The 23,467-nt window shown below is 49.8% G+C and carries 23 protein-coding genes; 13 read left to right on the top strand and 10 right to left on the bottom strand.

What is annotated here, in order from left to right; translation table 11 throughout:
- Positions 1-231 precede the first annotated feature (231 nt).
- Complete coding sequence (locus tag ACQ76X_RS26625; RefSeq protein WP_438496785.1) at positions 232-771, top strand: DUF2569 family protein; 540 nt, start codon at positions 232-234, stop codon at positions 769-771.
- Positions 772-950: 179 nt separating this feature from the next.
- Complete coding sequence (locus ACQ76X_RS26620) at positions 951-1,583, top strand: helix-turn-helix transcriptional regulator (protein ID WP_438496784.1); 633 nt, start codon at positions 951-953, stop codon at positions 1,581-1,583.
- A 93-nt stretch (positions 1,584-1,676) separates the two neighbouring features.
- Here ACQ76X_RS26620 and katA read toward each other — a convergent pair whose 3' ends face one another.
- A complete protein-coding gene (gene katA / locus ACQ76X_RS26615; protein WP_438496782.1) occupies positions 1,677-3,134 on the bottom strand; it encodes a catalase KatA in 1,458 nt (485 codons plus the stop codon).
- 262 nt (positions 3,135-3,396) lie between these two features.
- A complete protein-coding gene (glgP, locus tag ACQ76X_RS26610) occupies positions 3,397-5,013 on the bottom strand; it encodes an alpha-glucan family phosphorylase (RefSeq protein WP_438496780.1) in 1,617 nt (538 codons plus the stop codon).
- Positions 5,014-5,447: 434 nt separating this feature from the next.
- Between glgP and rbsK the strand changes: the two genes are divergently transcribed.
- The 6 genes from rbsK (at position 5,448) to ACQ76X_RS26580 (ending at position 10,741) form a co-directional block, all read left to right on the top strand.
- Positions 5,448-6,374: a ribokinase gene (gene rbsK, locus ACQ76X_RS26605; protein ID WP_438496779.1), complete on the top strand. Its 927-nt coding sequence runs from the start codon at positions 5,448-5,450 to the stop codon at positions 6,372-6,374.
- 43 nt (positions 6,375-6,417) lie between these two features.
- Positions 6,418-7,182, top strand: coding sequence for a type I 3-dehydroquinate dehydratase (gene aroD / locus ACQ76X_RS26600; protein ID WP_438496777.1), 765 nt, complete (start codon positions 6,418-6,420; stop codon positions 7,180-7,182).
- Positions 7,183-7,418: 236 nt separating this feature from the next.
- Positions 7,419-8,111 (top strand): response regulator transcription factor, encoded by a 693-nt coding sequence (locus ACQ76X_RS26595; protein WP_038586089.1) that lies wholly within the window; start codon positions 7,419-7,421, stop codon positions 8,109-8,111.
- Positions 8,108-9,472 (top strand): sensor histidine kinase, encoded by a 1,365-nt coding sequence (locus tag ACQ76X_RS26590; protein WP_438496775.1) that lies wholly within the window; start codon positions 8,108-8,110, stop codon positions 9,470-9,472. The genes ACQ76X_RS26595 and ACQ76X_RS26590 overlap by 4 nt, the downstream gene beginning before the upstream one ends.
- Positions 9,469-10,068 (top strand): PepSY domain-containing protein, encoded by a 600-nt coding sequence (locus ACQ76X_RS26585; protein WP_438496774.1) that lies wholly within the window; start codon positions 9,469-9,471, stop codon positions 10,066-10,068. The genes ACQ76X_RS26590 and ACQ76X_RS26585 overlap by 4 nt, the downstream gene beginning before the upstream one ends.
- A 106-nt stretch (positions 10,069-10,174) precedes the next feature.
- Positions 10,175-10,741, top strand: a complete 567-nt coding sequence (locus tag ACQ76X_RS26580) for a PepSY domain-containing protein (protein WP_438496772.1) — start codon at positions 10,175-10,177, stop codon at positions 10,739-10,741.
- A gap of 117 nt (positions 10,742-10,858) precedes the next feature.
- On the opposite strand, the gene ACQ76X_RS26575 is transcribed toward ACQ76X_RS26580, so the two are convergent.
- Entirely contained in the window at positions 10,859-11,623 is a 765-nt protein-coding gene (locus ACQ76X_RS26575; protein ID WP_438496770.1) for a MerR family transcriptional regulator, read from the bottom strand.
- Positions 11,624-11,843: 220 nt separating this feature from the next.
- The gene (locus tag ACQ76X_RS26570; protein WP_038586099.1) at positions 11,844-12,596 is read right to left on the bottom strand and encodes a 3'-5' exonuclease; all 753 of its coding nucleotides are present in this window, start codon (positions 12,594-12,596) and stop codon (positions 11,844-11,846) included.
- A gap of 266 nt (positions 12,597-12,862) precedes the next feature.
- Between ACQ76X_RS26570 and ACQ76X_RS26565 the strand changes: the two genes are divergently transcribed.
- The 5 genes from ACQ76X_RS26565 to ACQ76X_RS26545 all read left to right on the top strand — a co-directional run bounded on the left by ACQ76X_RS26565 (position 12,863) and on the right by ACQ76X_RS26545 (position 16,078).
- A complete protein-coding gene (locus ACQ76X_RS26565; RefSeq protein WP_438496769.1) occupies positions 12,863-13,279 on the top strand; it encodes a class I SAM-dependent methyltransferase in 417 nt (138 codons plus the stop codon).
- A gap of 220 nt (positions 13,280-13,499) precedes the next feature.
- The gene (locus ACQ76X_RS26560) at positions 13,500-14,114 is read left to right on the top strand and encodes a hypothetical protein (protein WP_438496767.1); all 615 of its coding nucleotides are present in this window, start codon (positions 13,500-13,502) and stop codon (positions 14,112-14,114) included.
- 50 nt (positions 14,115-14,164) lie between these two features.
- A complete protein-coding gene (locus ACQ76X_RS26555; protein WP_438496766.1) occupies positions 14,165-15,052 on the top strand; it encodes a serine/threonine protein kinase in 888 nt (295 codons plus the stop codon).
- The gene (locus ACQ76X_RS26550) at positions 15,045-15,383 is read left to right on the top strand and encodes a hypothetical protein (RefSeq protein ID WP_438496765.1); all 339 of its coding nucleotides are present in this window, start codon (positions 15,045-15,047) and stop codon (positions 15,381-15,383) included. The genes ACQ76X_RS26555 and ACQ76X_RS26550 overlap by 8 nt, the downstream gene beginning before the upstream one ends.
- A gap of 353 nt (positions 15,384-15,736) precedes the next feature.
- Complete coding sequence (locus ACQ76X_RS26545) at positions 15,737-16,078, top strand: DUF4440 domain-containing protein (RefSeq protein ID WP_438496790.1); 342 nt, start codon at positions 15,737-15,739, stop codon at positions 16,076-16,078.
- Between the two features lie 58 nt (positions 16,079-16,136).
- On the opposite strand, the gene ACQ76X_RS26540 is transcribed toward ACQ76X_RS26545, so the two are convergent.
- The 6 genes from ACQ76X_RS26540 to ACQ76X_RS26515 all read right to left on the bottom strand — a co-directional run bounded on the left by ACQ76X_RS26540 (position 16,137) and on the right by ACQ76X_RS26515 (position 23,450).
- Positions 16,137-16,874 (bottom strand): spermidine synthase, encoded by a 738-nt coding sequence (locus tag ACQ76X_RS26540; RefSeq protein WP_438496763.1) that lies wholly within the window; start codon positions 16,872-16,874, stop codon positions 16,137-16,139.
- Between the two features lie 13 nt (positions 16,875-16,887).
- A complete protein-coding gene (locus ACQ76X_RS26535; RefSeq protein ID WP_438496762.1) occupies positions 16,888-18,384 on the bottom strand; it encodes a response regulator transcription factor in 1,497 nt (498 codons plus the stop codon).
- A gap of 26 nt (positions 18,385-18,410) precedes the next feature.
- Positions 18,411-20,231: a cache domain-containing sensor histidine kinase gene (locus tag ACQ76X_RS26530; RefSeq protein ID WP_438496761.1), complete on the bottom strand. Its 1,821-nt coding sequence runs from the start codon at positions 20,229-20,231 to the stop codon at positions 18,411-18,413.
- A gap of 24 nt (positions 20,232-20,255) precedes the next feature.
- The gene (locus ACQ76X_RS26525; RefSeq protein ID WP_438496760.1) at positions 20,256-21,089 is read right to left on the bottom strand and encodes a carbohydrate ABC transporter permease; all 834 of its coding nucleotides are present in this window, start codon (positions 21,087-21,089) and stop codon (positions 20,256-20,258) included.
- A gap of 2 nt (positions 21,090-21,091) precedes the next feature.
- Complete coding sequence (locus ACQ76X_RS26520; protein ID WP_038586119.1) at positions 21,092-21,985, bottom strand: carbohydrate ABC transporter permease; 894 nt, start codon at positions 21,983-21,985, stop codon at positions 21,092-21,094.
- A gap of 124 nt (positions 21,986-22,109) precedes the next feature.
- Entirely contained in the window at positions 22,110-23,450 is a 1,341-nt protein-coding gene (locus ACQ76X_RS26515; RefSeq protein WP_438496759.1) for an ABC transporter substrate-binding protein, read from the bottom strand.
- Positions 23,451-23,467: the final 17 nt, after the last annotated feature.

Raw genomic sequence — 23,467 nt, 5'->3', positions numbered from 1 at the left:
TAACAGAATGAACCACAAAAAAAGCCTGCGATATGCAAGGCTTTTTTTGTGCTGTGTGCTCAAGAGTCATGCAGCAGCTACAGTCTAGTGAAATTAGCAAAGTTAGAGTGGGATATTACCCAGCGAATCATACGATAAAAACGTTATGGTTATTGCAATCCGTATGCATATATAAATTAACGACTTAATACTATACATAATAAATTCCAATAAACCGATTATAAGTTATAATTGCCCATTTTTTCATGGGATAGTAATAAAGTTGAAGGGACGAAGGAATGGTGGATTCGAAATTCAATTACGGAGATACATAAAGCGTATGGGCACCAAGGTTTTGGGGGCTGGCTCATTTTTTTTCAAATCAGCATTTGGCTGGGATTCATGATAGTGATAATTAAATTTTCAAAGGATTTAGTTTTGGATGAATTTTCATCAATAATGAAAGTAACAGAGAAAAGCTGGGTGTTATCGCCAGAATATGTTTTTTCGCATTGGCTTGCATATTTGCAAAATCCTTTTGACATTGTGATGCTGCTCGTCATAATAATTCTGTTCTATTTTAAGAAGAAACAGACCATTCATTGGGTTAGAGGATACCTGATCGTAATATCACTAATTTCGATTGCAAATTGTTGGCTGAGTTATTATTCGGGCAATTATTATATAGGTGAACCTTTAATTATGGTGACGATCGTTTCCGTAATAAAAAATCTAATCTGGACTGCTTACTTTACTTTATCTGAAAGAGTTGAGAATACATTTGATCAATAACTAATCGCAAAGGGAAAGCAAACTAATTAATAGTAGCTTGAGGAACACGTTGGAAGATAGTTCCTTCGTGTTTTTTTGTCTAGGAAGCGTTGGCATTCTCTCTTTTACCTTCTGTACTCAATGAGGACAAAATCCCTCCGGGTTTCCATACAGCTTATGACAAAGTAATGGGTACACATATGAAGGAGAAATCCAGGCAGAATGGGATTCTGGAGAACATTGCCGACATCATTCAGATGGGCACACCCGCTTATCGTAAAGAAAGCCGGAATTTTCTCCAGCCGATTATAGGGGCGATTCTGGAGCAGCGGCGGATCCGAGCTGTATATCACTCGCAGTCGCGCGATGCGACAACGGAACGTGAGATCGATCCCTATTATTTGATTCCGCGTGATCAGCGCTTTTACCTCATTGGGTATTGCCACCTTAAAAAGGCCATCCGAACCTTCAGAATCAGCCGTTTTCTGGACGTGGAGGTAATGGAGGCGAGCTTCGACAAGGGGAACTTCAATATTAAGAAATATTTGAAAAATACATGGTCCATTGACCGCGGCAATAAAAACATAAAGTTCAAGGTGCGGTTCCAGCCGGAGATTGCGCGTTATATTAAGGAAGAGGAACTGTTCGTTCATCCGTGGATGAGCGATGAGCCGGATGGCAGTCTGCTGTTCGAAGTGACTGTGAACAATGAAAAAGAATTCATGAAGTGGATATTGCAATACGGGCCAAATGCGGAAATCCTGGAGCCGACATCGGCCAGAGTAGAGCTCAAGCACCGGCTGGAGCATTGGATGAGTATTTATAGGGAATAGGAGTACAGTATCCTCTTGATCCTGATCTAAACACCGTCATTTTTAGGGCAACAAGAAACCCCGAACCTCAAGGTCCGGGGTTTTGCATATATTTTATTCAGCTAGAGGTACAGGCAATCCCAGACCTTCGGCGATACGCTGACCGAATTCAGGATCGGCTTTGTAAAAGTGGCCGATCTGGCGGATTTTAATCTCGTCGAACTCCACAGGAGTCATGGCGCCGACAATATTGCGGACAAGGCGCGCACGTTCCTCTTCGCTCAGCAGCCGGTAGAGGTCGCCGGCTTGTGTATAATGATCATCGTGATCATAAGGGACACTGTCTGCCTGACCGGAAACAATGTATGGAGCTGGTTTATGCTGCGGAGATTCTGTTGCTCCGCCGAAGCTGTTAGGTTCGTAATAGACAGAGCTGCCGCCATTGCTGCCGGAGTTCATTGCACCGTCACGCTGATTGTTGTTGACCTCGGCAATAGGCCGGTTGATCGGCAATTGGTTATGATTCGCACCTACCCGGTAGCGGTGGGCATCGGCATAGGCGAATAGGCGGCCTTGCAGCATTTTGTCGGGGGATGCTTCAATGCCCGGAACAAAAGAACCAGGAGAGAAGGTAGCCTGCTCTACTTCTGCGAAATAATTCTCCGGATTGCGGTCCAGGACCATACGGCCAACCTCAATTAATGGATAATCCTTCTGCGACCATACCTTGGTCACATCGAATGGGTCGAAACGGTACGTGTCGGCATCCTCTACAGGCATAATCTGCACATGCAGTCTCCATGCCGGGAAATCTCCTTTATCAATTGCGTTGAACAAATCCTCTGTATGATAATCCGGATTCTCCCCGGCAATTTGCGCCGCCAGGTTTACATCAAGATTTCTTACGCCCTGTTCAGTTTTGAAATGGTATTTCACCCAGACAGCCTTGCCTTCGGCATTCACCCATTTGAAGGTGTGGCTGCCGAACCCGTGCATATGACGGAGTGTAGCCGGGATGCCCCGGTCGGACATAAGAATGGTAACCTGATGCAGGGATTCAGGAGATAAAGACCAAAAATCCCAAACAGCATTCGGATTCTTCAAATGAGTCTGCGGGTGACGTTTCTGGGTATGGATGAAATCCGGGAATTTGATCGCATCGCGAATGAAGAAGACCGGTGTATTGTTGCCGACGAGATCATAATTTCCTTCTTCCGTGTAGAACTTTACTGCAAACCCGCGTGGATCGCGGACCGTATCGGAAGAGCCCAGCTCTCCGGCAACGGTGGAAAAGCGAATGAACATTGGCGTGCGTTTGCCGACTTCGGACAGGAATGCTGCTTTGGTGTATTGTGACAAATCTTGAGTGACTTCAAAATATCCATGAGCACCGGCTCCTTTGGCGTGGACAACACGTTCAGGAACACGCTCCCTGTTAAAGTGGGCCAATTTCTCCAGCAGATGAACATCCTGCAGCAAGGTAGGTCCACGGGAGCCTGCGGTCATTGAGTTCTGGTTGTCTCCGACAGGGGCACCCCAGCTTGTTGTAAGTTTGTTATTGCTCTGACTCATGAATACAATCACCTCGTAATAGATTTGATATTAGATTTAGTATAAGTTCTATAATAACAAAAATAACGGGAAAAGCAATTCTTTTTTATAATGATTTTAATTAACAATATGCGGAAATGGGTGGAATCATGATAATGGGAAAAGAGGTACGCAAATAACTCCCATCCGCAGCAGCGGACGGGAGCAGGGGGAGAGGCAGGATAGGCGGCTAAGGCGTCAGAGAAGTAGTATAGCTAATGATTGACGCTGAAAAATACGCAGCTTAGCCTTTGATATACATTCTGCTGTAATATTCATCCAGCATACGTTTGCTCGCGAATTCAACACGGGTGGTCTCGATGCTCTTGCGCATCATTTGTACCCATTTCTCCCGGTTGTCATAGAAGGTAGGGAGCACGCGGTTCAAGAGGGTGTCGTAAAGCGCATCGCTATCATGCTTGTCGAGCACTTCGAAATCGGTGGTCTCGAAGCCATCGCCAATCTGCCAGCCATTCTCGCCGTCGATACAAGCTTCCGGCCACCAGCCATCCAGAATCGAGCAGTTGAGGACGCCGTTCATAGCCGCTTTCATTCCGGAGGTACCGCTGGCTTCCAGCGGTCTGCGCGGATTGTTCAGCCAGATGTCGGAGCCGCGGGTCAGCTGTGCTCCAATGGTCATATCGTAGTTTTCCAGGAAAACGACACTTTTCGGATATTTTTTCATCATTGCCACGAGATTGCTGACGATTTTTTTGCCGTTGTCATCCAGCGGATGGGCTTTGCCGGAGAAGACGATTTGGATTTTGCCGTCCTTCAGGTAAGGCTCAATGATTTCAGGCTGGGAGAAAATCAGGTCGCTGCGTTTGTAAGGAGCGGCGCGGCGGGAGAAGCCGATGAGCAGATTGTCCGCATTCAGGGCGATGCCGGAGCGTTCCTCGATGAACCCGACCAGCTCATTTTTAATTTCTTTATGCGTGGCCCAAAGGTCGCCGTTTTCCTCAAAGGTGCGGGTAATCCGTTCGTCCACCCAGGTAGGGGTATGAATGGCATTGGTAATGCCGATGATCTCCGATCTGCCGGCAACTTCCTTCCACATTTTGTTCGCCGTATCAGCGTGAAGCTGGGCCACTGCATTGGAAATGCGCGACAGCCGCAGACCGGCTACAGTCATATTGAAAGGATCTCCACCGATGCGTTCCATTTGATCGCGGGTTAAGCCATTGAATGCGCCCATATACTCGAGGCGGTCGAGCGGATGCGTTTCATTGCCTTCCTTGATTGGTGTATGAGTAGTGAACACAACCTCTTCACGGGTAGCTTTCCAGGCTTCCTCAAAGGTGCTGCCGCCGGACATTTTTTCACGGATCAGCTCGATGGCGGCCAGTGCCGCATGTCCTTCATTGAAGTGATAGACATCAATCGGAATTTGCAGTGCACGCATCGCTTTAACGCCGCCAATCCCAAGAACGATTTCCTGAGCGATCCGCTCTTCGCCGAACCAGCCGTACAATTGTCCTGTAATCCAGGCATCGCTGTTCTCGGGAATATCCGTGTCCAGCAGGTACAGCGGGTTGTTGCCAAACTGCTCAGTCTTCCACACTTTACAGACAACATCGATTTTTCTTACTTTAACTGTTACTTTAACCCCTGTATCTTCAAGAAAATCATAAACATAGTTGTGATAGGAGTCATACGGATTGCCGTGGGCATCAATCTTTTGATCCGTGTACCCTTGCTTCCACTTCAGCCCGATCGGAATGATAGGAGCGTTGATATCCTTCGCGCCCTTGATGTAATCTCCGGCCAGGATGCCCAGGCCTCCGGCGTACATTTTGAAATCGGAATGCAGGCCATACTCCATGCTGAAATAAGCGACTGACGGTAATTGTTTCTCGTTCACTTGATAAGCCTCCTAATACGAATTAGATTATAATCTGGTATTGCTGTAGGCTCAAACTAAGGTGCAAACGTTTGCTCAAAATGATGAAGTCTCCCCTGGAAGCGATTGCACACCTATTCTAGCACACTTGCAGTCAAAAAGCACAACGAAGTTTTTGTGAAGAACAAACGTAAGGATTAAAGAAAAAACTAAACAGAAAAGTTTGATAAAGACGGCCTCAGGCCATAAGATAAGGAAGGGACAATATCACCCTTTGAGTGATTGCTGCTGCTGAAGCGGGCTATATGGATGTGAGAGTGACAGTTCAGCATGGTCCCGACCGGAAGGATAATCAGGCTCTATACCGAAACCGGACAAATTATAGCCGCAGCGGCTTAAGATAAGTATAGGTTGTAAATCCCGATTGTTCAAAATAACTAATGGTGGTGTAAAGCTTGAGTATAGTCGTGATCGGAAGTTTGAATATGGATATGGTGGTTCGCACCAGCCGGGCCCCCGAAGCCGGGGAGACTTTGTTTGGACAAGGCTTCGCCTTGTCACCGGGAGGAAAAGGCGCCAATCAGGCAGTAGCCGCAGCGCGTCTTGGTGCCGAGGTAGCCATGATCGGAAGTGTCGGCCGAGATGCTTTTGGCAGTGAGCTGCTGGAGATTATGCGGCAGGAGCATATTGATGTCAGGCATATTGCCCAGAGTAACTCGCAGGCTACCGGCGTCGCCTCAATTGTGGTCGATGGAGAAGGGGAGAACCGGATTATTGTTGTGCCGGGAGCGAATATTGAACTTGGCCCAGCAGATATTCAGGCGCTTGAGCATGTAATCAGCGAAGCTGAAATGATCGTGATGCAGCTGGAGACGGATCTTCCAATGTGTGAACAGGCGGTCTCCATTGCGCAGCGCCACGGCATTCCGGTCATTCTGAATCCGGCTCCGGCCAGAGAGCTTAGCCAGGAAATGTTGAGACATGTGACATATCTGACCCCGAACGAAACCGAAGCGGGAATCCTGTCCGGCATTGAAGTAAACAGTACGGAGGCGGCTGAGCAGGCGGCGCGTATTTTGCTGGGAAAAGGGGTGCGGAACGTCATTGTCACTCTGGGTTCCAAGGGGGCGCTGATCGTGAATGAATCCGGTAACGCGCAGCATATTGCCGGATTCCCGGTACAGGCGGTCGATACGGTTGCGGCAGGCGATTCCTTTAACGGGGCGCTGGCTTACCAACTGACCCGCGGTGTGGCCTTGGAAGAAGCAGTGAGGTTCGCCAATGCAGTTGGTGCGCTGGCTGTAGGCAAAGAAGGGGCAATTCCGTCGCTGCCGAAGCTGCCGAAGGTCGAGCAGTTCCTGAAAGAAGCAGCTGAACGGTAAGCCGGGGATAGATATAGATCGGATAGATGAGGAGCTGAAGTAAATGAGTGGCACTGTAACGGTTAAGAATGTGACTCTGGGCGAGGGGATGCCCAAGATTTGCGTATCGCTGATCGGAGCAACATTGACGGAGCTGAAGGAAGAAGCGGAGGCACTGAAAGCTCTGGCACCGGATGTGGTGGAGTGGCGGAGCGATTTTTTTACCGGAGTGGACAATATTGAGGCAGTTACGGAAGTGCTGGAAATGATCCAGGTTATTCTTCCGGACCTCCCGCTGATCTTCACGTTCCGCAGCGCCAGAGAAGGCGGGGAGCGGCAGATTGCCGCGGAGGATTATATCCGGCTGAATAAGGCTGCAGCCGCGAGTGGACTCGTCGATATCATTGATGTGGAGCTGTTCAATGAGGAAGCTGATGTGCAGGCGCTTATCGCTGCCGCGCATGACTGCGGGGTGTTCGTGATTGTGTCGAACCATGATTTCCAGGGAACACCTCCCGAGGAGGAGATTGTGTCCCGGCTGCGCAAGGCTCAGGAGCTGGGCGGAGATCTGCCGAAGATCGCCGTTATGCCATGCAGCGCGGCAGATGTGCTGACACTGCTGGCTGCGACAAACCGGATGCAGGAGCAGTATGCGGACCGTCCGATCATTACGATGTCCATGGCCGGAGAGGGCGTAATCAGCCGCCTAGCCGGGGAAATCTTCGGCTCTGCGCTTACCTTCGGTGCGGCCCATAAGCCATCTGCCCCTGGACAGGTGGCGGTTGCCGAGCTGCGGAAGGTGCTGGAGCTGCTGCACCACAGCCTATAAAACCGTTCATTTATTGTCCGGCAGCAATAGAAACAATTAGATTGGGGTGTTCTAAGCCAGTGAAACGGCGGGAACACCTTTTTTGGATAGTTAATAGTTAAACATATATATGGTTCACACTATAAATCATCTTCAAAGTGCGGCAGGTTTGAATCGGCGCCTGATTATGCCCTACAATGAAGGCAGCCAAGTAGTTAAATCATCCACTTGCGGAACGAAGAAAGGGAGAACTGCCAATGACGGAATCCATCCTGGTCGTGGAGGATGAAGAAAAAATCGCCCGGCTGCTGCAGATTGAGCTGGAATGCGAGGGCTATCGCGTATTTATTGCGGGCAGCGGCCATCAGGCGCTTGAAATCTATCAGGCACAGCAGCCGGACCTCCTTCTGCTTGATGTGATGCTTCCCGGGTTCAGCGGAATTGAGCTGCTGCGCCGTATCCGGGTCAATGATGCGCTTACCCCTGTACTGATGCTGACTGCCAAAAGCTCGGTGGAAGACAAAGTATCCGGTCTTGACCTTGGGGCAAATGACTATATCACCAAGCCCTTTCAAATTGAGGAGCTTCTGGCGCGTGTCCGCGCTGCGCTGCGGCTTGCCTCTACCCGAAACATTGAGGAGACAGGCAGCTGGCTTAAAGCGGATGATCTTGAGCTGAACGAAACCACGCGTGAAGTTGTTCGGGCTGGCAGAACGATTGACCTCACCCCGAGAGAGTTCGATCTGCTGGTGTTCTTGCTGAAGAACAAGCGCCAGGTGCTGAATAGAGAGCAGATTATGACCGCAGTTTGGGGGTACGATTATTACGGTGATACCAATGTCGTAGATGTGTATATCCGTTATGTCCGTAAAAAACTTACCCAAGGGGATCAGAGCGAGCTTATTCATACCGTCCGGGGCATCGGGTATGTCCTGAAGGACTCCCCATGAAGCTGCGGAGCAAAATTTATCTTTATTCCAGCGTGCTGTTTGCTGTACTCCTTGTCATTATGAACCTCGTCATTTACTTTATGTTCAGCCGGTTGTCGACAGATAATCAGCTGGATCAGGCCGCTGCCGAGACTGCCAAAATCGCTGCCGATATGCGAAGAGTTGGAGCCGGTGTGGCTGCCCCGGAGCTGCTCCGGGCGTACGTGCCGATTGAGGGAATGCTCCGGCTGCTGGCTCCGGACGGAAGCGGACCGGCGCCCGTGACTTCGGCGTCGGAACAGGAGATCAGCCGGCTGAAGCCGGTATATTATAAAGACAAGCTTAGTGAGATTATCAAGGTGGATGGCCGTTCCTATGCTTTCGTGACGACTCCGGTCATCTGGTTAGACGGGATCGTGATGAACGTCCAAATGACCAAAAGCCTGGAGAGTACGATGAATACGCTCCGCGTGCTGCGGGTTGTACTGGCGGGGGCAACCGCCTTTGCACTGCTTCCGCTGCTGCTCTCCAGCCGTGTGCTGTCCGGGCTGATTATGCGTCCCATTGTGCAAATGACAGCTACAATGCGGGAGATCAAGAACAGCGGGAAATTTAGCAGACTAACGCTGGAAGACACATCGAGAGATGAGCTGGTTGAAATGGGGCGTACGTTCAACGATATGATCGCTTTGCTGGAGAGTAATTATTTGAAGCAGGAGAAATTCGTGTCCGACGCCTCGCATGAGCTGCGTACCCCGCTGACGGTGATTGAAAGCTACGCCAGCCTGCTCAAAAGGCGGGGACTTACCCATCCTGAATTGTTCAATGAATCCGTTGAAGCCATCCATTCCGAGGCGATTCGGATGAAAGAGCTGACCGAGCAGCTGCTGCTGCTGGCAAAGCACCACGAACAATGGGATCTGTCCATGAAGGTTGTTGATCTGCAAGAGCTGGCCACCGCATCGGCCAAAGTCTTCCGCAATGCATATGGCAGGGAAGTCACTGTCAATGCACAGGGGGAGGTCAAAGGGTACAGCGATGAAGCGAAGCTGCGACAGCTGCTGTTTATATTTTTGGACAATGCCCGCAAATACAGCGATGAAGCCATAACCATCACGCTTGGAGCCTCCGGGCAGGAGAGTCACATTGTCATTACTGACCGGGGCATCGGGATTCCGAGCGGGGAGCTGCCCAGAGTGTTCGACCGCTTCTACAGAGTAGATGAAGCAAGAGGCCGCCAGGGCGGAGGAGCAGGGCTGGGGTTGTCACTCGCTGCGGAAATTGCCGAAGCCATTGGAGCCAAGCTGTCCATGGAGAGTGTGGAAGGCGCCGGAACATCGGTTATGATCCGAATTGCGGCTGAGAGCAGGGGAAGACAATGAAAATAAAGAAACCTGAGAGCAAAAAAATTATATACAAAGCCGTCATCATTATTGCTGCCGTGCTGCTTCTGTCCATTGCTGCGTTTAAAATATTCACAAATGAATCCGCACAGCTGTTGACGAAAGAACAGGCGAAACAGGCTGTGCTGAAAGAGTACTCCGGCAGCGTAGAGAACCTGACCCTGCAATCCGGCAACTATGTAGCGGAGCTGAAAACCGGCCAGGGTCTCTATGAGCTGGAACTGGATGGGTCAACAGGTGAGATTGTTTCCATTGTCCTGCTGGAGCCAGCGGCCTCCGCAGAGATCCGGCCCACACCATTGCCTTCTTCGGCCCCTCCGGCAGGCGGCAGCGCCTTGCCATCCCCTTCACCGACTGCTCCGCGCGCAGTGTCGGAAGACGAGGCAGTCAAGCTGGCGCTGCAGGAGGTGCCGGGAGAACTGGATGATGTGGATACCGAAATTAACGAATCAGGAGCCTTTTATCTGGTGGAAGTGAATACAACGGATGGGCGTGAAGCGGTGGTCCAGGTGGACGCGATCTCGGGAAACATTATGTCCGTGGCTTGGGAAGAACCGGATGAGGATCATCCTTAAGCAGAATTCTCATCAATTTCTAATGTTACTGTCGCCTTTCTCTCATTTGGGCCGTGTATATTGAATACATGAGCAGCACAGATCGAACATGAGGAGGCGGCAATAAATGATGAAGATGAAATTATGGAGCAGTGTAGCGGCGGCAGCCATTCTGTTCGGGGGTGCATACAGCATCAACGAGGTTCAGGGTGCTTCCGCAGGATCAACTGCTTCAGAAAGTCAAAGCAAGACACTGATTGGCGTGGACAAGGCAGAGGCGTATGCGCTGAAGTCAGCACAAGGCCGAGTAGAGAGCATTGATCTGAAGGAGAGAATCAGCGGTTCGTATTACGAGGTTGAGATCCGTTATAACCACCAGGAAATTGACGTTCGGGTTGATGCCTACACAGGTAAAATCTTAAGCGTGCGCAAAGAAACCGATGACGATGATGATGACAACTACGCAGCAGCCACATCACAAAGCGGAACGATGATCAGTGCAGCTAAAGCGGCAGAAGCGGCTTCTGCCTCCGCAAAGGGTACAGTTACTGAAATTGACCTTGATGGGGACAATGGAAGTTTCGTATATGAAGTGGAGATCAGAAACGGCAAAGTGACGACCGAAGTGGGAGTCGATGCCTATACTGCGAAGGTTCTGTATACGGATGTAGATTCTGATGACGATGATGATTGAATCCATGAAAATGCAGAGGAATTAACACTCTATAAAAGCGGGGCAGCCGGATATCGGCTGCCCCGCTTTTATAGATCATACAACTGCTGTATCACTCCGGACAAGCGGAGTGGAAGACTACTGCTTTGTACCTGTATAGACGTGCACAGCATCTCTTAGGAACTCGGCCAGACCCGGATGCCGCTTGTCATAATAGGCGGTAAAGCGTTCGTCATCCACATACATTTGTGCGACGTGGGCGTGAGCTTCTTTAGTATAAGTGTCCCAGTAGAAGGTGAGCCACTGGCGGTGCAGCTCAGCGGCTTGCTGGGCCAGCTCGCTGGCGGAATCGCCTTCCTCCATCGCTTGCTCAAGGGCTGCGAACATGTCTGCTTCAAGCTGCTGGATGGCGGCATACTGCTCTTCGGTCATATTTTTCAGCTTGCGGTTAGACTTCTCTACAGCCTCCTCCCCATATTTGCTGCGGGCTTCCTGTCCGTACGTACGCTCATTATCGTCAATCAGCTTTTGCTTAAAGCCTGCAAATTTCTCTTCATTGCTCATGGTTATTCTCCCTTCACTTTGGGCCAGTGTTTTTTCGACGTTTGCGATTAATTGATCCAATTGCTCTCTCCGCTGAAGCAGCTGGTCATGGTGTTCCCGCAGTGCCCGGGTGCCGTCAAAGGACGGTGCGGTCACGATTTCTTTGATCCCTTCGAGGCTTAAGCCCAGTTCCCGGTAAAAAAGAATCTGCTGCAGCCGGTCGACCTCGGCCTGGCCGTAGATGCGGTATCCCGAGGAGTTGATTCTCGCCGGCTTGAGAATGCCAACCTCATCGTAATAGCGCAATGTCCGCGTACTGATGCCCGCCAAAGCTCCCAGCTTCTGCACCGTGTATTCCATAGTGGCTGTACCTCCCATAACTTGTTTCAGCGTAGTATTATTGGACCCAATTGCACACTTGTAAGCTGTGGTTTGCTGCTTACAAGATCACTCTACACCTTCACGCAACGGCAATGTCAAACACTTTTTTGTGGGGAATATCGCTCAAAAAAACAGCAGCTCCCTATAGTATGTCCACTAAGGAAACTGCTGCTAACCTTGTATTACACATGAAGCCGGATTATTTCTTGCCGACCTGTGCCGTGAAATATTCCCGCAGCTCTGCCAGCTTCCGGGGATCCGCCAGCGCATCTTCACCCGGGAAGTAATGTTCGGCGACCAGTTCCCAGGTGGGAACGATTTTTTGTGAGATCATTGCCTTGATGGCGATCTTGACTGTCTTGCGTTCTCTGGCGTTGGAGAAGGTGTCCTTGTAATGCTGGGACCGCTCAAAATCCAGGTCGTTAAAGACAGCGCGGAAAATCTCCGCGGTCATCTTGGCATCGTCCAGCGCCCGGTGTGCGGAACCGGAAGGCTCAAGCTCGAACAGGGTCATCGCACCTTCGACGCTGATGTCATTGCTGAGGCCGCGGGCACGAAGCACGCCCTTCAAGAGATCAAAATAGGTTGCAGCCATCCAGTAGGAATCATCCATTTTGTGCATCCGGATATCCTGAATGATCCGCTTCATATCCTCACCGCCCCAGGTCAGAAGCAGCACTCCGTCACTGCTCTGATCCAGCCAGGCTCTAAAGGCGGTAATGACCTTGGGGAAACGGTCGGCGACGTCGATATCCTCTTGGGGAATGCCGGTTTTTTTCTTAATGAACGAATTCAGGGTGGAGAAGTATATAGGTTTAATTAAGGCTGAGAACTCATCCTTAACTTGCAATGAAGCGTCTAACCGGACGGCTCCAATCTCAATGACCTCCATAGGATGCTCGCTGGCAAATTTGCGGCCGTTGAATTCGATGTCCAGAATAATATAATCCACAGGTAATGCCTCCGTTTCAGTGACTGGCGCCTTACAAGCTGAAGAATGCGCCGACCCTTCTATTTTAGCAAAAAAAGCGGAGGAATGGGAAATAAGACGGGGAATTGCCGTCCGGGGTGTGCGGCTAAGGCTGTTTTTGTATTGAAGAGTGATGAGGAGCTGCGGTAAACGGGAAGAAGGATAAGGGAGGTGGTTGGAAGAATAAGTAAGTGTGATGGGCATGAATTGGGAAATTGCAATTAATATATTTTTTTGGGTGGTCAATGATGAATACTCACGAACAAGTTAAACAGTGGGAGAACGGAGAAGGGGTTGCTTTATTTCAAGGTTTAGGACTTGCAGAAGATGCGGAAATTTTGGACTACGGTTGTGGCTTCGGACACTACACCTTTGCTGCATCAAGAGCTCTAAATGGCCGGGGGACGGTTTATGCTGTTGATATTATTAAAGAATGTATGAAGGTTGTGGGTAAGGTATCCAGTGAAGAGCATTTAAATAACATTCAAGTTTTGATGGGGAATAAGGACTACACTTTGAATTTTGAGGACAGGTCTTTGGATATGATCATGTATTACGATATTTTACACGGCAACGGAACTCACCGGTTTTCCTTGTACGAGGAAGCGAAGAGAACGTTAAAGCCAGATGGGATTTTATCTATTACAACTATAAAAAAATCATAGATGAAGTTCTTGAGTTTGGTTTTTCTGTGCAGCAAGAGCAGACGAAGATGGGCATTCATTTCGAAAAGTATCATATTTCCTATTATATAGATAAAGGCTGTGTGGAGTTTGAGGCTCTGGAGAGAGCGGAAGTACTTAACTTTAGAAAGAACAGCTGAATGCACTGAACAATTTGTTTCAGGGAGGAAAATCTTAAGTTGGAGCAGTGGGAGGATCAGCAATGCAGGACCAACAGATTTACTGGATCGGCGGCTCGGCATGTGCCGGCAAAAGCACGCTGGCTAAAATGTATGCTGATAAATACGGGCTGGCGCTGTATGCTTGCGATGAGCACTTTCATGAGCATGTGCAGCAGATTTCGCGGGAGCAGCAGCCTGCAATGCACCGGGTGTCCAAGCTGACGATGAACGAGGCTTTTTATACAAGGGAAATAGAGGAGCAACTGAATACATATATCGAATGCTTCGAAGAGGACTTCTCATTTGTACTGCATGATTTGGCACGCATGGGAGAGAAAGCGGTTGTGGTGGAAGGAAACCAGCTGCTGCCCCCGCTCGTAGCTCCACTGATGAAGAATAATCACAGGGCCATCTGGATTGTCCCTACGGAACAGTTCCAATGGGAGCATTACAGCAGGCGGGAGTGGATTCATGACATATTGCAGGAGACTGAGAACCCCGGGATCGCATTCCGCAATTGGATGAAGCGGGATGCCCTGTTTGCCTCGAGAGTGAAGGAGGAGGCTGAAGCACGGAAGCTGAAAGTGCTGGAGGTGGATGGAAGCCTGAGTCTGAAACAGAGCTTTGCCATGCTGGAGCTGTACTTCAGTTCCTGAATTGCAGCAGATGAAACTTAAGGGAAGAGCAAATGCACAGGAGGCAGACGATGAGTGGAAACGGATATAGATTTGTAATTGACGAGGCTACGTTTCAACTGCAGGAGGCCTACTCTTTTGATTGGCTGACGGCAATGGGGCGGGTGTTCCGCGTGTTTGATGAGCAGGATTCCGGAAATATCAGCTTTGGGGTTGAGCAAGACGGATGCAAGTATTTTGTGAAGTTCGCCGGAGCGAAAACGATGCAATTCCATGGTGATCCTGCGGAAGCGGTTGAAAGATTGATTCAGGCGGTTCCTCTCTATGAGGAGCTGCGGCATCCGTCGCTAATCCAGTTGTTAACTCATGGTCCTGTGGAAACGGGATATGCAGTGGTTTTTGAATGGACGGAAGGCGAGTGCCTGCATTCGCATTGGGCTTTTGGCGGAGCGGCAAAGTATAGTGATCCCGAATCGCCTTTTTACCGCTATAGGGCCTTGTCCACGGAGAAACGGCTGGATTCACTGGAGGTCATCTTTGGCTTTCATGAATACATAGAGTCTAAAGGATATGTGGCTGTAGATTTTTATGACGGAAGCATTCTCTATGATTTCACTAAGGACCGTACAGCAATTTGCGATATTGATTTCTATCAGCCTAAGCCCTTCTTCAACGGCATGGGAGAGCAGCTATGGGGCTCCAAACGGTTCAAATCACCGGAAGAGTACCTTCTGGATGCCCCAATCGACGAAATCACCAATGTATATAATATGGGGGCTACTGCTTTTGTACTGCTGGGTGGAGAAAGTGACCGTTCCAGGGATAAATGGGAAGCGGGACCGGAACTGTACAAGGTTGCACTACGGGCCGTACATCCGGAGCGGGATCAGCGTTACCGGAGTATCTCGGAGTTCAAGTCGAAATGGGATAAGGCGAGGAAGGAAGCGAACGATGGATAATAAATCCACGCTGAACAAACAGATCTGCGAACGGGAAGAGAAATATCGAATGAGAGCGGCGAACAAATCCACTGCAAAACAAAAAGTTTTTTCGATAGTAAAGGCAATTATTATCGGAGTTATTTTGGGGTTAGCAGCAAAACTTGTGGATAATCCGAATATAAACCCGATATTTGACAATCTCGGAGGACGTCTTGGTATATGGGTATTTGTTGTTTGTGCTGCATTTTTTCCCAGAAAGAGAAATTGTTTTTTGGGGGTTATGCGCGGTGGTATCTCCTGTTTGTGCTTATGTTATGTGGTATGCACGCGGGAGCGGATTGTTTTCTAATCTTATTTCGGCCCTTCCAATCACAGTATTGCTGTCAGAAGGGTTTGAATTACGTAACGCTTACTTACCCGTTCACCATCATTACTATTTAATTCCATGGCTTATGGGGATATATCTAATAATGATAGTTGTTTTGTTACTTACCATTCCGAAAAACAAAATTCAAATTTTGTCCATTCTGCCTATAGCCCTTATATTGTCTTTTATCATGATCTATTTTAATGTTTTTGGTCGGATATTTGGTGGAATGAACGGTGTATTGTAGGGCCAGATTTCGCCGGGTACGAATAGTGGCAGAAAGAAGGATTACAGTGCTTGAAAAAAAAGGCTTAGGATACAAGGAACTGAACGCAATGGCCAAACAGATCTGTGAACTGGAAGAGAAGCTGCTGAACACCGAGGTACGCACTTCGCCGGATGAACTGTCGCGACTGCTGGCAGACGATTTTTTTGAATTTGGAAGCTCCGGGAAGGTATGGCATAAGCATGACTTGATGGGCGAAGAAGGAGCGGGCGAGGTCCGAATGACCCTGAGCGGGTTCGAACTTCATCCGTTATCCGGGGAGGCTGTGCTGGCCACCTACCGGATCATGAACGAAGAGACGGGTGGAGAGACACTGCGCAGTTCAATCTGGAAATTCAGGGATGGACGGTGGCAGATGTTTTTTCATCAAGGAACCCCAGTGAGGGGATAGGGTTAATCAGGCTGTGGGGTTCCCCAACGGAGACCCTCTGTTTATAGGTTATCTATGCCTAGTCCCGGATCACATGTCCCTGCCCAAGGGTGACTTCCACAAACCCGGCCATCTGCCGGGCTTGATAGCGGATCGGCTTGCCGCTGCCCATGATGATGATATTGCGGATGTCGGCGGTGCCTTCCGAAGGCAGGGCAAAGGCCTTGATATTGGCGAATTCCTCGGCTAAAGTCGTGTGGATGGCCCCTATCATGCGGTCCTTTTCGCTTCTGCCCATCAGGTTCATGATGATGGAGCCGCGGCTGTTCAGCTTGGAACGGGCCAGGGCGAAGAACTCGCTGGAGACCAGATGCCGGGGAGTGCCGTCAGCGGTGAAGGCATCCAGAAGAATGAAGTCATAGCGGCGTTCCGGCTCGCCCTCCAGAATGCGCCGTCCGTCCCCGACAATGACATTATCCTGGCTGTAGCCAAAATGCTGCCGGCTCAGCTTCACGACCTCCGCATTCACTTCGGCCACTTTAAAGCGCTTCTCCGCAAAATAACCGGCAAGCGTTCCAATCCCATGTCCAATCAGGAATACATCTTCGAAATAAGGTTCGCCAGCCTCCATTAGATGGATCATTGCCCGCGGATATTCAAAGACCACCCGCCGGGGGTGGTCCAGATCAAGGGCGCCCTGAATGGCGTCTCCCGAAAACTGCAGTACGCGGAATCTGCCTCTCTCGCCATATAATTCTGTCGTTTCGTACACCTGGATTTCGGGGTTGTTCTCTGAGTTCAGGAACTCTGGATGCAAGGTATCATTCTCCTTATACGAGCGAAATGCGTTTATATTCGTTCGGTGTAACACCGACAACCTTCTTGAACAGCTTGTTGAAATAAGCAGGGTCGGGATAGCCGACTTCGGTGCCGATTTCGTGCACCTTCAGATCCGGCGCATTCTTCAGCAGCTGCTTCGCTTTGCGGATGCGGATTTCAATCACATAATCGGTCAGAGTCAGCCCGGTCTCCTGCTTGAACAGCTTGCTTAAATAGCTTGGTGTCAAAAATACCATACCGGCCAGCATGTTCAAATCGGCATGCTGATTATAATGGGCCGCTACCCAGCGTTTGACCGTTTCAACGGCGGTACCGGACATCTCCAGCCGATGCTTGCGGATTTCGTTCAGCGTAGCCGAGAAGGAGGAGGCGAAGAGTTCCTCAATTTCAGCAAAGGACATGCAGGCTTCGATTTGTTCCTCCAGCCGCTGGCTGCAGTCTTTTCGGTAGACCGCTTCAAATTCCTGCAGCTCCTTGCGGGCAGTATCTTCAACCTGCCGGCAGGCGCGCAGGATCAAGTCGGGATAAGCCTGCTGCAGCTCCAGCACAGAGAACAGCTTGTGCAGCCCTTCCAGCACCCCGGCCACATTTAGAATCTGCAGCTCATGGATCAGCGGTTCCCGGAATGGAGGGAAGGGATCACAGACAGCCTGCACCGGTGCCTGGAGCTCTTTAATCGTAACATAATGCAGCGGCAGCGGACTATAAATCCCTGCATCGCAGGCGAGCTTGGCTTCAAGATAGGCTGTTCTAAATTTGCCGGGATCATCGTAGGAGCGGCTGGCCCCCGCATGGAGACGCTGGCCCTTGCTTGCAATGCTGATAATCTCTCCGATTTCGTGTGATTCTTCAGGGGTAAGCGGCTGTGCGGAATAACAGATCCATGCCTGCAGCCCTTTCTGCACTTCCAGCGTATCGAGGAGGAACGCCTTCTCTTGCCGCAGACTGTCTGCAATTCCACAGACTTTTTCCCGGGAGCTTCCTTTAAGGACATAGACCGTGAAATAAGGCTGGGGCAAGGTAAGGCCGCTTAAAAGAACGGCAGAGGGCTCTTCGATATGCAGCAGGGAGTGCAGCAGGCCTGTGCGCTGGCATTCTTCTTTTTCCCGCAACAGCTTCTGCTCCTTCTCCAGACTATACAGCACTTCGAAGAGTTGTTCTTTGTTGATAGGTTTGAGCAGATAATCTACCGCTGAACTGCGGATGGCTTCCCGGGCATAATTAAATTCAACGAATCCGCTCATCAGCAGGCTGCGAATTCCGGGGTGGTTCGCTTTAAGCTGCCGGATCAGCTCCAGCCCGTCGATTTGCGGCATACGGATATCGGTTATAACAACATCAATGTGGAGCGAGGGAAGCGCATCAAGCAAATGTTTGCCGTCCGGATAAATGCCGGCGACAACGAAGGTGCTGCTCTCTTTGCTGATCATTCGTGCCAGACCTTCGCGAATCAGAACTTCATCATCTACAATCGCAATACGCAGCAAGCCGAGTCCCCCTTTTTGGATTGATATTATTCTTCGCTGTGATCGTCCGAAAGATCCTCGATTCTTAAGGTCACACGGGTTCCTGTGCCAAGTTCACTCTGCACGTGTAATCCGAAGGAGCCGCCGTAATGCAGACGGATGCGCTCATTCACATTTCGCAGACCGATTCCGAACATTTCACCGTCTGCCCCGCCCATCAGACTGTTGTTCAAAGCGCGCAGGGTATCCTCATCCATACCTATTCCGTCATCCTCGACGCAAAATACAGTTTTACCGTCCTCCTCCCAAGCCGTAATGTTCAGTGTGCCCGGCCCCTCCTTAGGTTCAAGCCCGTGAAAAACGGCATTCTCGACAATCGGCTGAAAGACCAGCTTGATCACCGGCAGCGGCAGGAATTCCTCCGGCACATGGATATTGAGCCGGAATTTATCCGGAAAGCGGATTTGCAGCAGATGCAAATAATTACGCACATGATCCAGTTCATGACGGATCGTAACGGTTTCTTCACTGCGGACAATGCCGTAACGCATCTGCAGCCCGAGCAGATAGGTGAGCTTCGCGACGCGGGGGTCATCACTGCTCTCCGCCAGCATGCGGATGGATTCCAGCGTATTGTAAATAAAATGCGGGTTAATCTGGTCCTGCAGCGCCCGCATATCTGCCTTTTGTTTGCGTTTCTCCGTAAGGGAGACCTCCTGAAGCAGATCCTTAACCCGGATAATCATCCGGTTGAAGTGGCTGCCGAGCATCCCGATTTCGTCATTATATTTCGGATGCAGCCAGACATCCAGATTGCCGTGCTGCACCTGCTTCATCAGACGGACCATCGACTTCAGCGGTTTGGTCAGTGCATAGGAAATAAAGGTGGCAACGACGAGCGCGAAGGCAATAATCGACAGAGTAGTGAAAATCAGCCGGTTGCGGTTCTTCTCCACCGGAGAGAGGATGCGGTCCAGCGGAATGGAAACAATGGTCGTCCAACCGGTCTTCTGGGATACCCTGTACACTGCAAGAACATCAAGGCCATCCAAAGTGATTTGAAAGTGGCCATTGGGAGCGGTAACTTTCTGCAGCAGCATCTGTGCATGTTCCCGCTGTTTCGGGGTCTCTTGGCCGTCCACATGCTCACCGTCGTACATTAATTCGCCCTTGTCGTCCACGATCAGCGTATTGCCCTGGGTGACGGCGTTTACAGGATCAACGATCCCCTTGAACAGGTTGTTGATGTCAATGTCGAAGACAAGGATTCCGATATTTTTGAGCGTGCTGACCGAAGTAATGGTGCGCAAAACACTGAACACTTCTTTGTGGTCACCGGAGTTTACACGGATCGTATGCCTGCCTTGGACTACCGGAGCTGCACCGGCCCCCTCGGTGAGGCTTTGCCACTGCGCCAGCCGTTCCGCCGGGAACAATTCATTGATGCCGGGAGCCCTGTCAAAAAAAACGGAACCGTATTTGTCCACTAAGTATACGGCAATAATCTGTTCTTTCGTATGGTTCAAATAGCTCAGGAACATCGACATGCTGGTGTTCTTTTCCCAATCGGTATTACGCTGCTCCAGGTAGAACTGAACATCGGTATTGTACAGCGGCAGCGCCGTGTACCGCTTGAGATCGGCAACATACCGGTCTATGGTATCCGAAGCGCTGTCTGCCATCTGCCCGGCACTCTTTGTAGAGCTTGACAGCACCGAGTTGAAGGTGGAGCGTGAAGAAAGATAGCTGACGTAAGTGATTGGCAGGGAAATCAGAAAAATAAAAACGACAATCAGCTTCCGCTCCATCGGCAGGTTGGCCAGGAACAGCCACATGCTGCGAACAATTCTCCGGATGTAAGAGACCACTATGGTTATTCCTTTCCGTACCCCCTATTTGACGGCGCCGCTGGTTACCCCCTCAAAGATATAACGCTGCAGGAAGAAGTAAAGAATGACTGTCGGCAGCAGGATAAGCAGAATGGCTGCACAGATCAAATTCCAATCGGCTGTATTGACCCCCTGAAAACGCATGAGGACGGTGGTAACGACGCCGAGGCTTTGTTTTGGCATATATAGATAGGGGATGTACATGTCATTGTAGATGCTGATCGTCTTCAAAATAATCAGTGTTGCTGTTGCCGGTGAAAGCAGCGGGAAGATGATCGAACGGTAGATTTTGAACAGGGAGGCACCCTCAACCATCGCATTCTCATCGAGATCAACGGGAATGTTGCGGATGAACTGCAAATACAGGATGATCTGAATGACGTCTGCCCCGATATAAAGTACGATTGGAGCACCCAAGGTGTTGTAGAGGCCCATATTTTTGATGATGCCAAAGGTCGCTACCTGAGTAGTAATGCTTGGAATGATGGTCGCCACAAGGTAAGCACCAAATACAATCGGCTTCAACTTGAAAGAGAACCGCCCCAGTACATATGCCACCATTGTCCCAAACAGAATGTTCAGGGTCAATGTAATAATGATAATAATCAGTACGTTGCCGAAGCCGCTGAGCAGTCCGCCGCGCTGAAACACAGTCACGAAGTTATCGAAGTTGAAGAAACTGCGCGGCAGAGCCATGGAACTGCTGCTGTTGAATTCCTCGGTTGATTTGAAGGCGTTGACCACCACGACATAAGGCGGAAAGAGTACGACGAATACGCCGATAAGCAGCGTGAAGTATTTAAAAATGTCTTTTAGGCTAAGTTTGGAATGTTCCATGGCTACTTATCTCCTCCCCGGTTAAGAACCAGTTGCTGCAGCAAGAGCACGACAACGACAATGAAGATCAGGATAACGCTCATCGCTGAGGCTAGGCCGTAGTTATTAAAAGCAAAGGCGGTATCCACTACCCGCTGAACATAAGTCTGGCTGGCACCCGCCGGGCCGCCCTTCGTCAGCACGAACGGCAGATCGAACACTTCCAGCGCGCCGGTTACGGTCAGGAATAAATTCAATTGAATGACGGGCTTCATATTCGGCAGCGTAATTCTCCACAGCGTCTGAAACGAGCCTGCACCATCAATTTTGGCTGCTTCATAAATGTCTTTCGGGATCGCCTGCAGCGAGGCAATGTAAATGACCATGTTGTAGCCCATGAACCGCCAAAAGCCAGTGGAAGCGAGCGAGTAGTTCACCAGTCCTTCAGTACCGAGCCAACTGGTCTGTCCTAGTCCGGTTAGGCCGATGCTGTTCAGGAACATATTGAGTGAACCATTGGTAGTATCAAACACATAGCCGAACATGAAGGCCACGGCCACACCGTTCATGATATAAGGCAGGAAGAGCATAATCCGGAACCCGTTTTTACCCCGCAGCTTGCTGTTCAGCACGACGGCGAAATAAATGGCGACAATATTCTGGACAATCCCCATCGCAAAGTAGGCGAAGTTATGGGTGAACACCTTGAAAATATCAGGATTTCCAAAAACCTCGCGGTAATTGTCCAGACCGACCCAAGGCTTCTCGGGGCTGTACCCGTCCCAGTTGGTAAAGCTGTAATAGACCAGTTTAATGGCCGGATAATAAGTGAATGTCGCCAGCAGGAGCAGTGGAATCAGCAGGAAGGATACAATGATAATGAGCTTTTGTTTGTTATAGGATAATGTTCCGAACATCGCTTAACCTTCTTTCTGAATAGCGCTTTGGTCAATGACGACAAAATGGATTATCCGGAGAAAGCGATAATCCATTTTGCGCCGGGGGATTGCTAGGCTCTAACGTTACTGGTCTTGCTTAAGATTAATAGCCGAGGTCTTTTTTGGCTTTGGCCCAGGATTTGTTCCATTTGTCGAAGACGGATTGCGGGTCCTTGGCCAGGACGAACTCCTGTGCCATAGCCGGCAGATCGAGCTGCGCCTTGTTAGTAATCTCTGTTACCTTGGCATCATCCACTGTACCCTCTTGCAGGGTAACGCCGGTCGCCTGGAATTCCTTCAGTTGAGTCAGCTTGGATTCTTTGCCTTTCAGCGGGGAGATAAATCCGGCAAAATCCTCATAACCGGAATCCTCGATCATCCATTTCACGAACGCTTTGGCAGCATCCAGATTTTTGCTGTCCTTGGCTACAGCATAGAAGAAGTCAGGGCTGAGCGGTGCAGTAAGTGTGCCCGAGTTGTCATAAGGAAGCGGGAAGAAACCTACGTTGTCGGAAGTGGTGCCGGCGCCGATAACTTGATTGATGACCCAATTGCCAAGGAAGTACATGGCGAATTTGCCTGAGGCAATATCCTTCTTCGATTGTTCCCAGTTGGTGGAGTTGATGTCTTTTTCCAGATAGCCCTTTTCGTTCAGCTCTCTAAGCAGGTTGAGTGATTTTCCGTAGCCGTTGTCCATAGTGAAAGGTGTTTCGGAGGTCAGCTTTTCGTTCGGGAAATCCGGGTTGCCTGCAATCACGCGGGGAACAGAGTACACCCAATCGTTAAGCGGCCACTTGTCCTTGAAGTTGGAAGCGAGCGGAATCACACCTTTGGCTTTAAGCTTTTCGCAGGCAGCAAGGAATTCATCCCAAGTCTTAGGAATTTCGGTGATGCCTGCATCGGCGAAGGCTTTTTTATTGTAGACAATGCCTGAGGTGGAGTTACCTGTGGTAATTCCGTACAGCTTGCCTTCAAAGGATTTGAAATCTTTAAAGGTGATCTGATCATTCAGGCCGAGATCGTCCAGGGAAGCAAAATATTTCGGAAGATCGGAGTTGGGAATGGAAGGAATGAACATCACATCGGGAAGCTCACCACTGGCCATTCTAACCTTGGCTTGCTGGTTGTAGTCCGTTTGGGAAGCTTCGAACTCGACCTTTATGTTCGGATACTTCTCGTTAAAGCGTTTAACATATTCGTCATACTCTTTGCCGATCATATCGGTTCTGTTGGTCAGGAAGGTAATCTTTCCGCTAATGTCGGAACCGCTTCCAGCTGCTGGCTCAGTAGTTGCTTCACTGCCGGAATTCTCTGGTGCTTTGGTTGCAGCCGGTTCATCTGTGGCTTTAGCTGCGTTGTTATTATTGTTCGATCCGCAGCCTGTCAGAGATAAAGAGAAAGTCATGGTGATAACAAAAAATAACGAAAATAACTTATTTCTCATTACGTTGTCCCCTTTTC

This window comes from Paenibacillus sp. IHBB 3054 (assembly GCF_051594305.1).
Classification (GTDB): Bacteria; Bacillota; Bacilli; order Paenibacillales; family Paenibacillaceae; genus Paenibacillus_AQ.
This window is presented reverse-complemented; position numbering and strand designations above follow the sequence as displayed.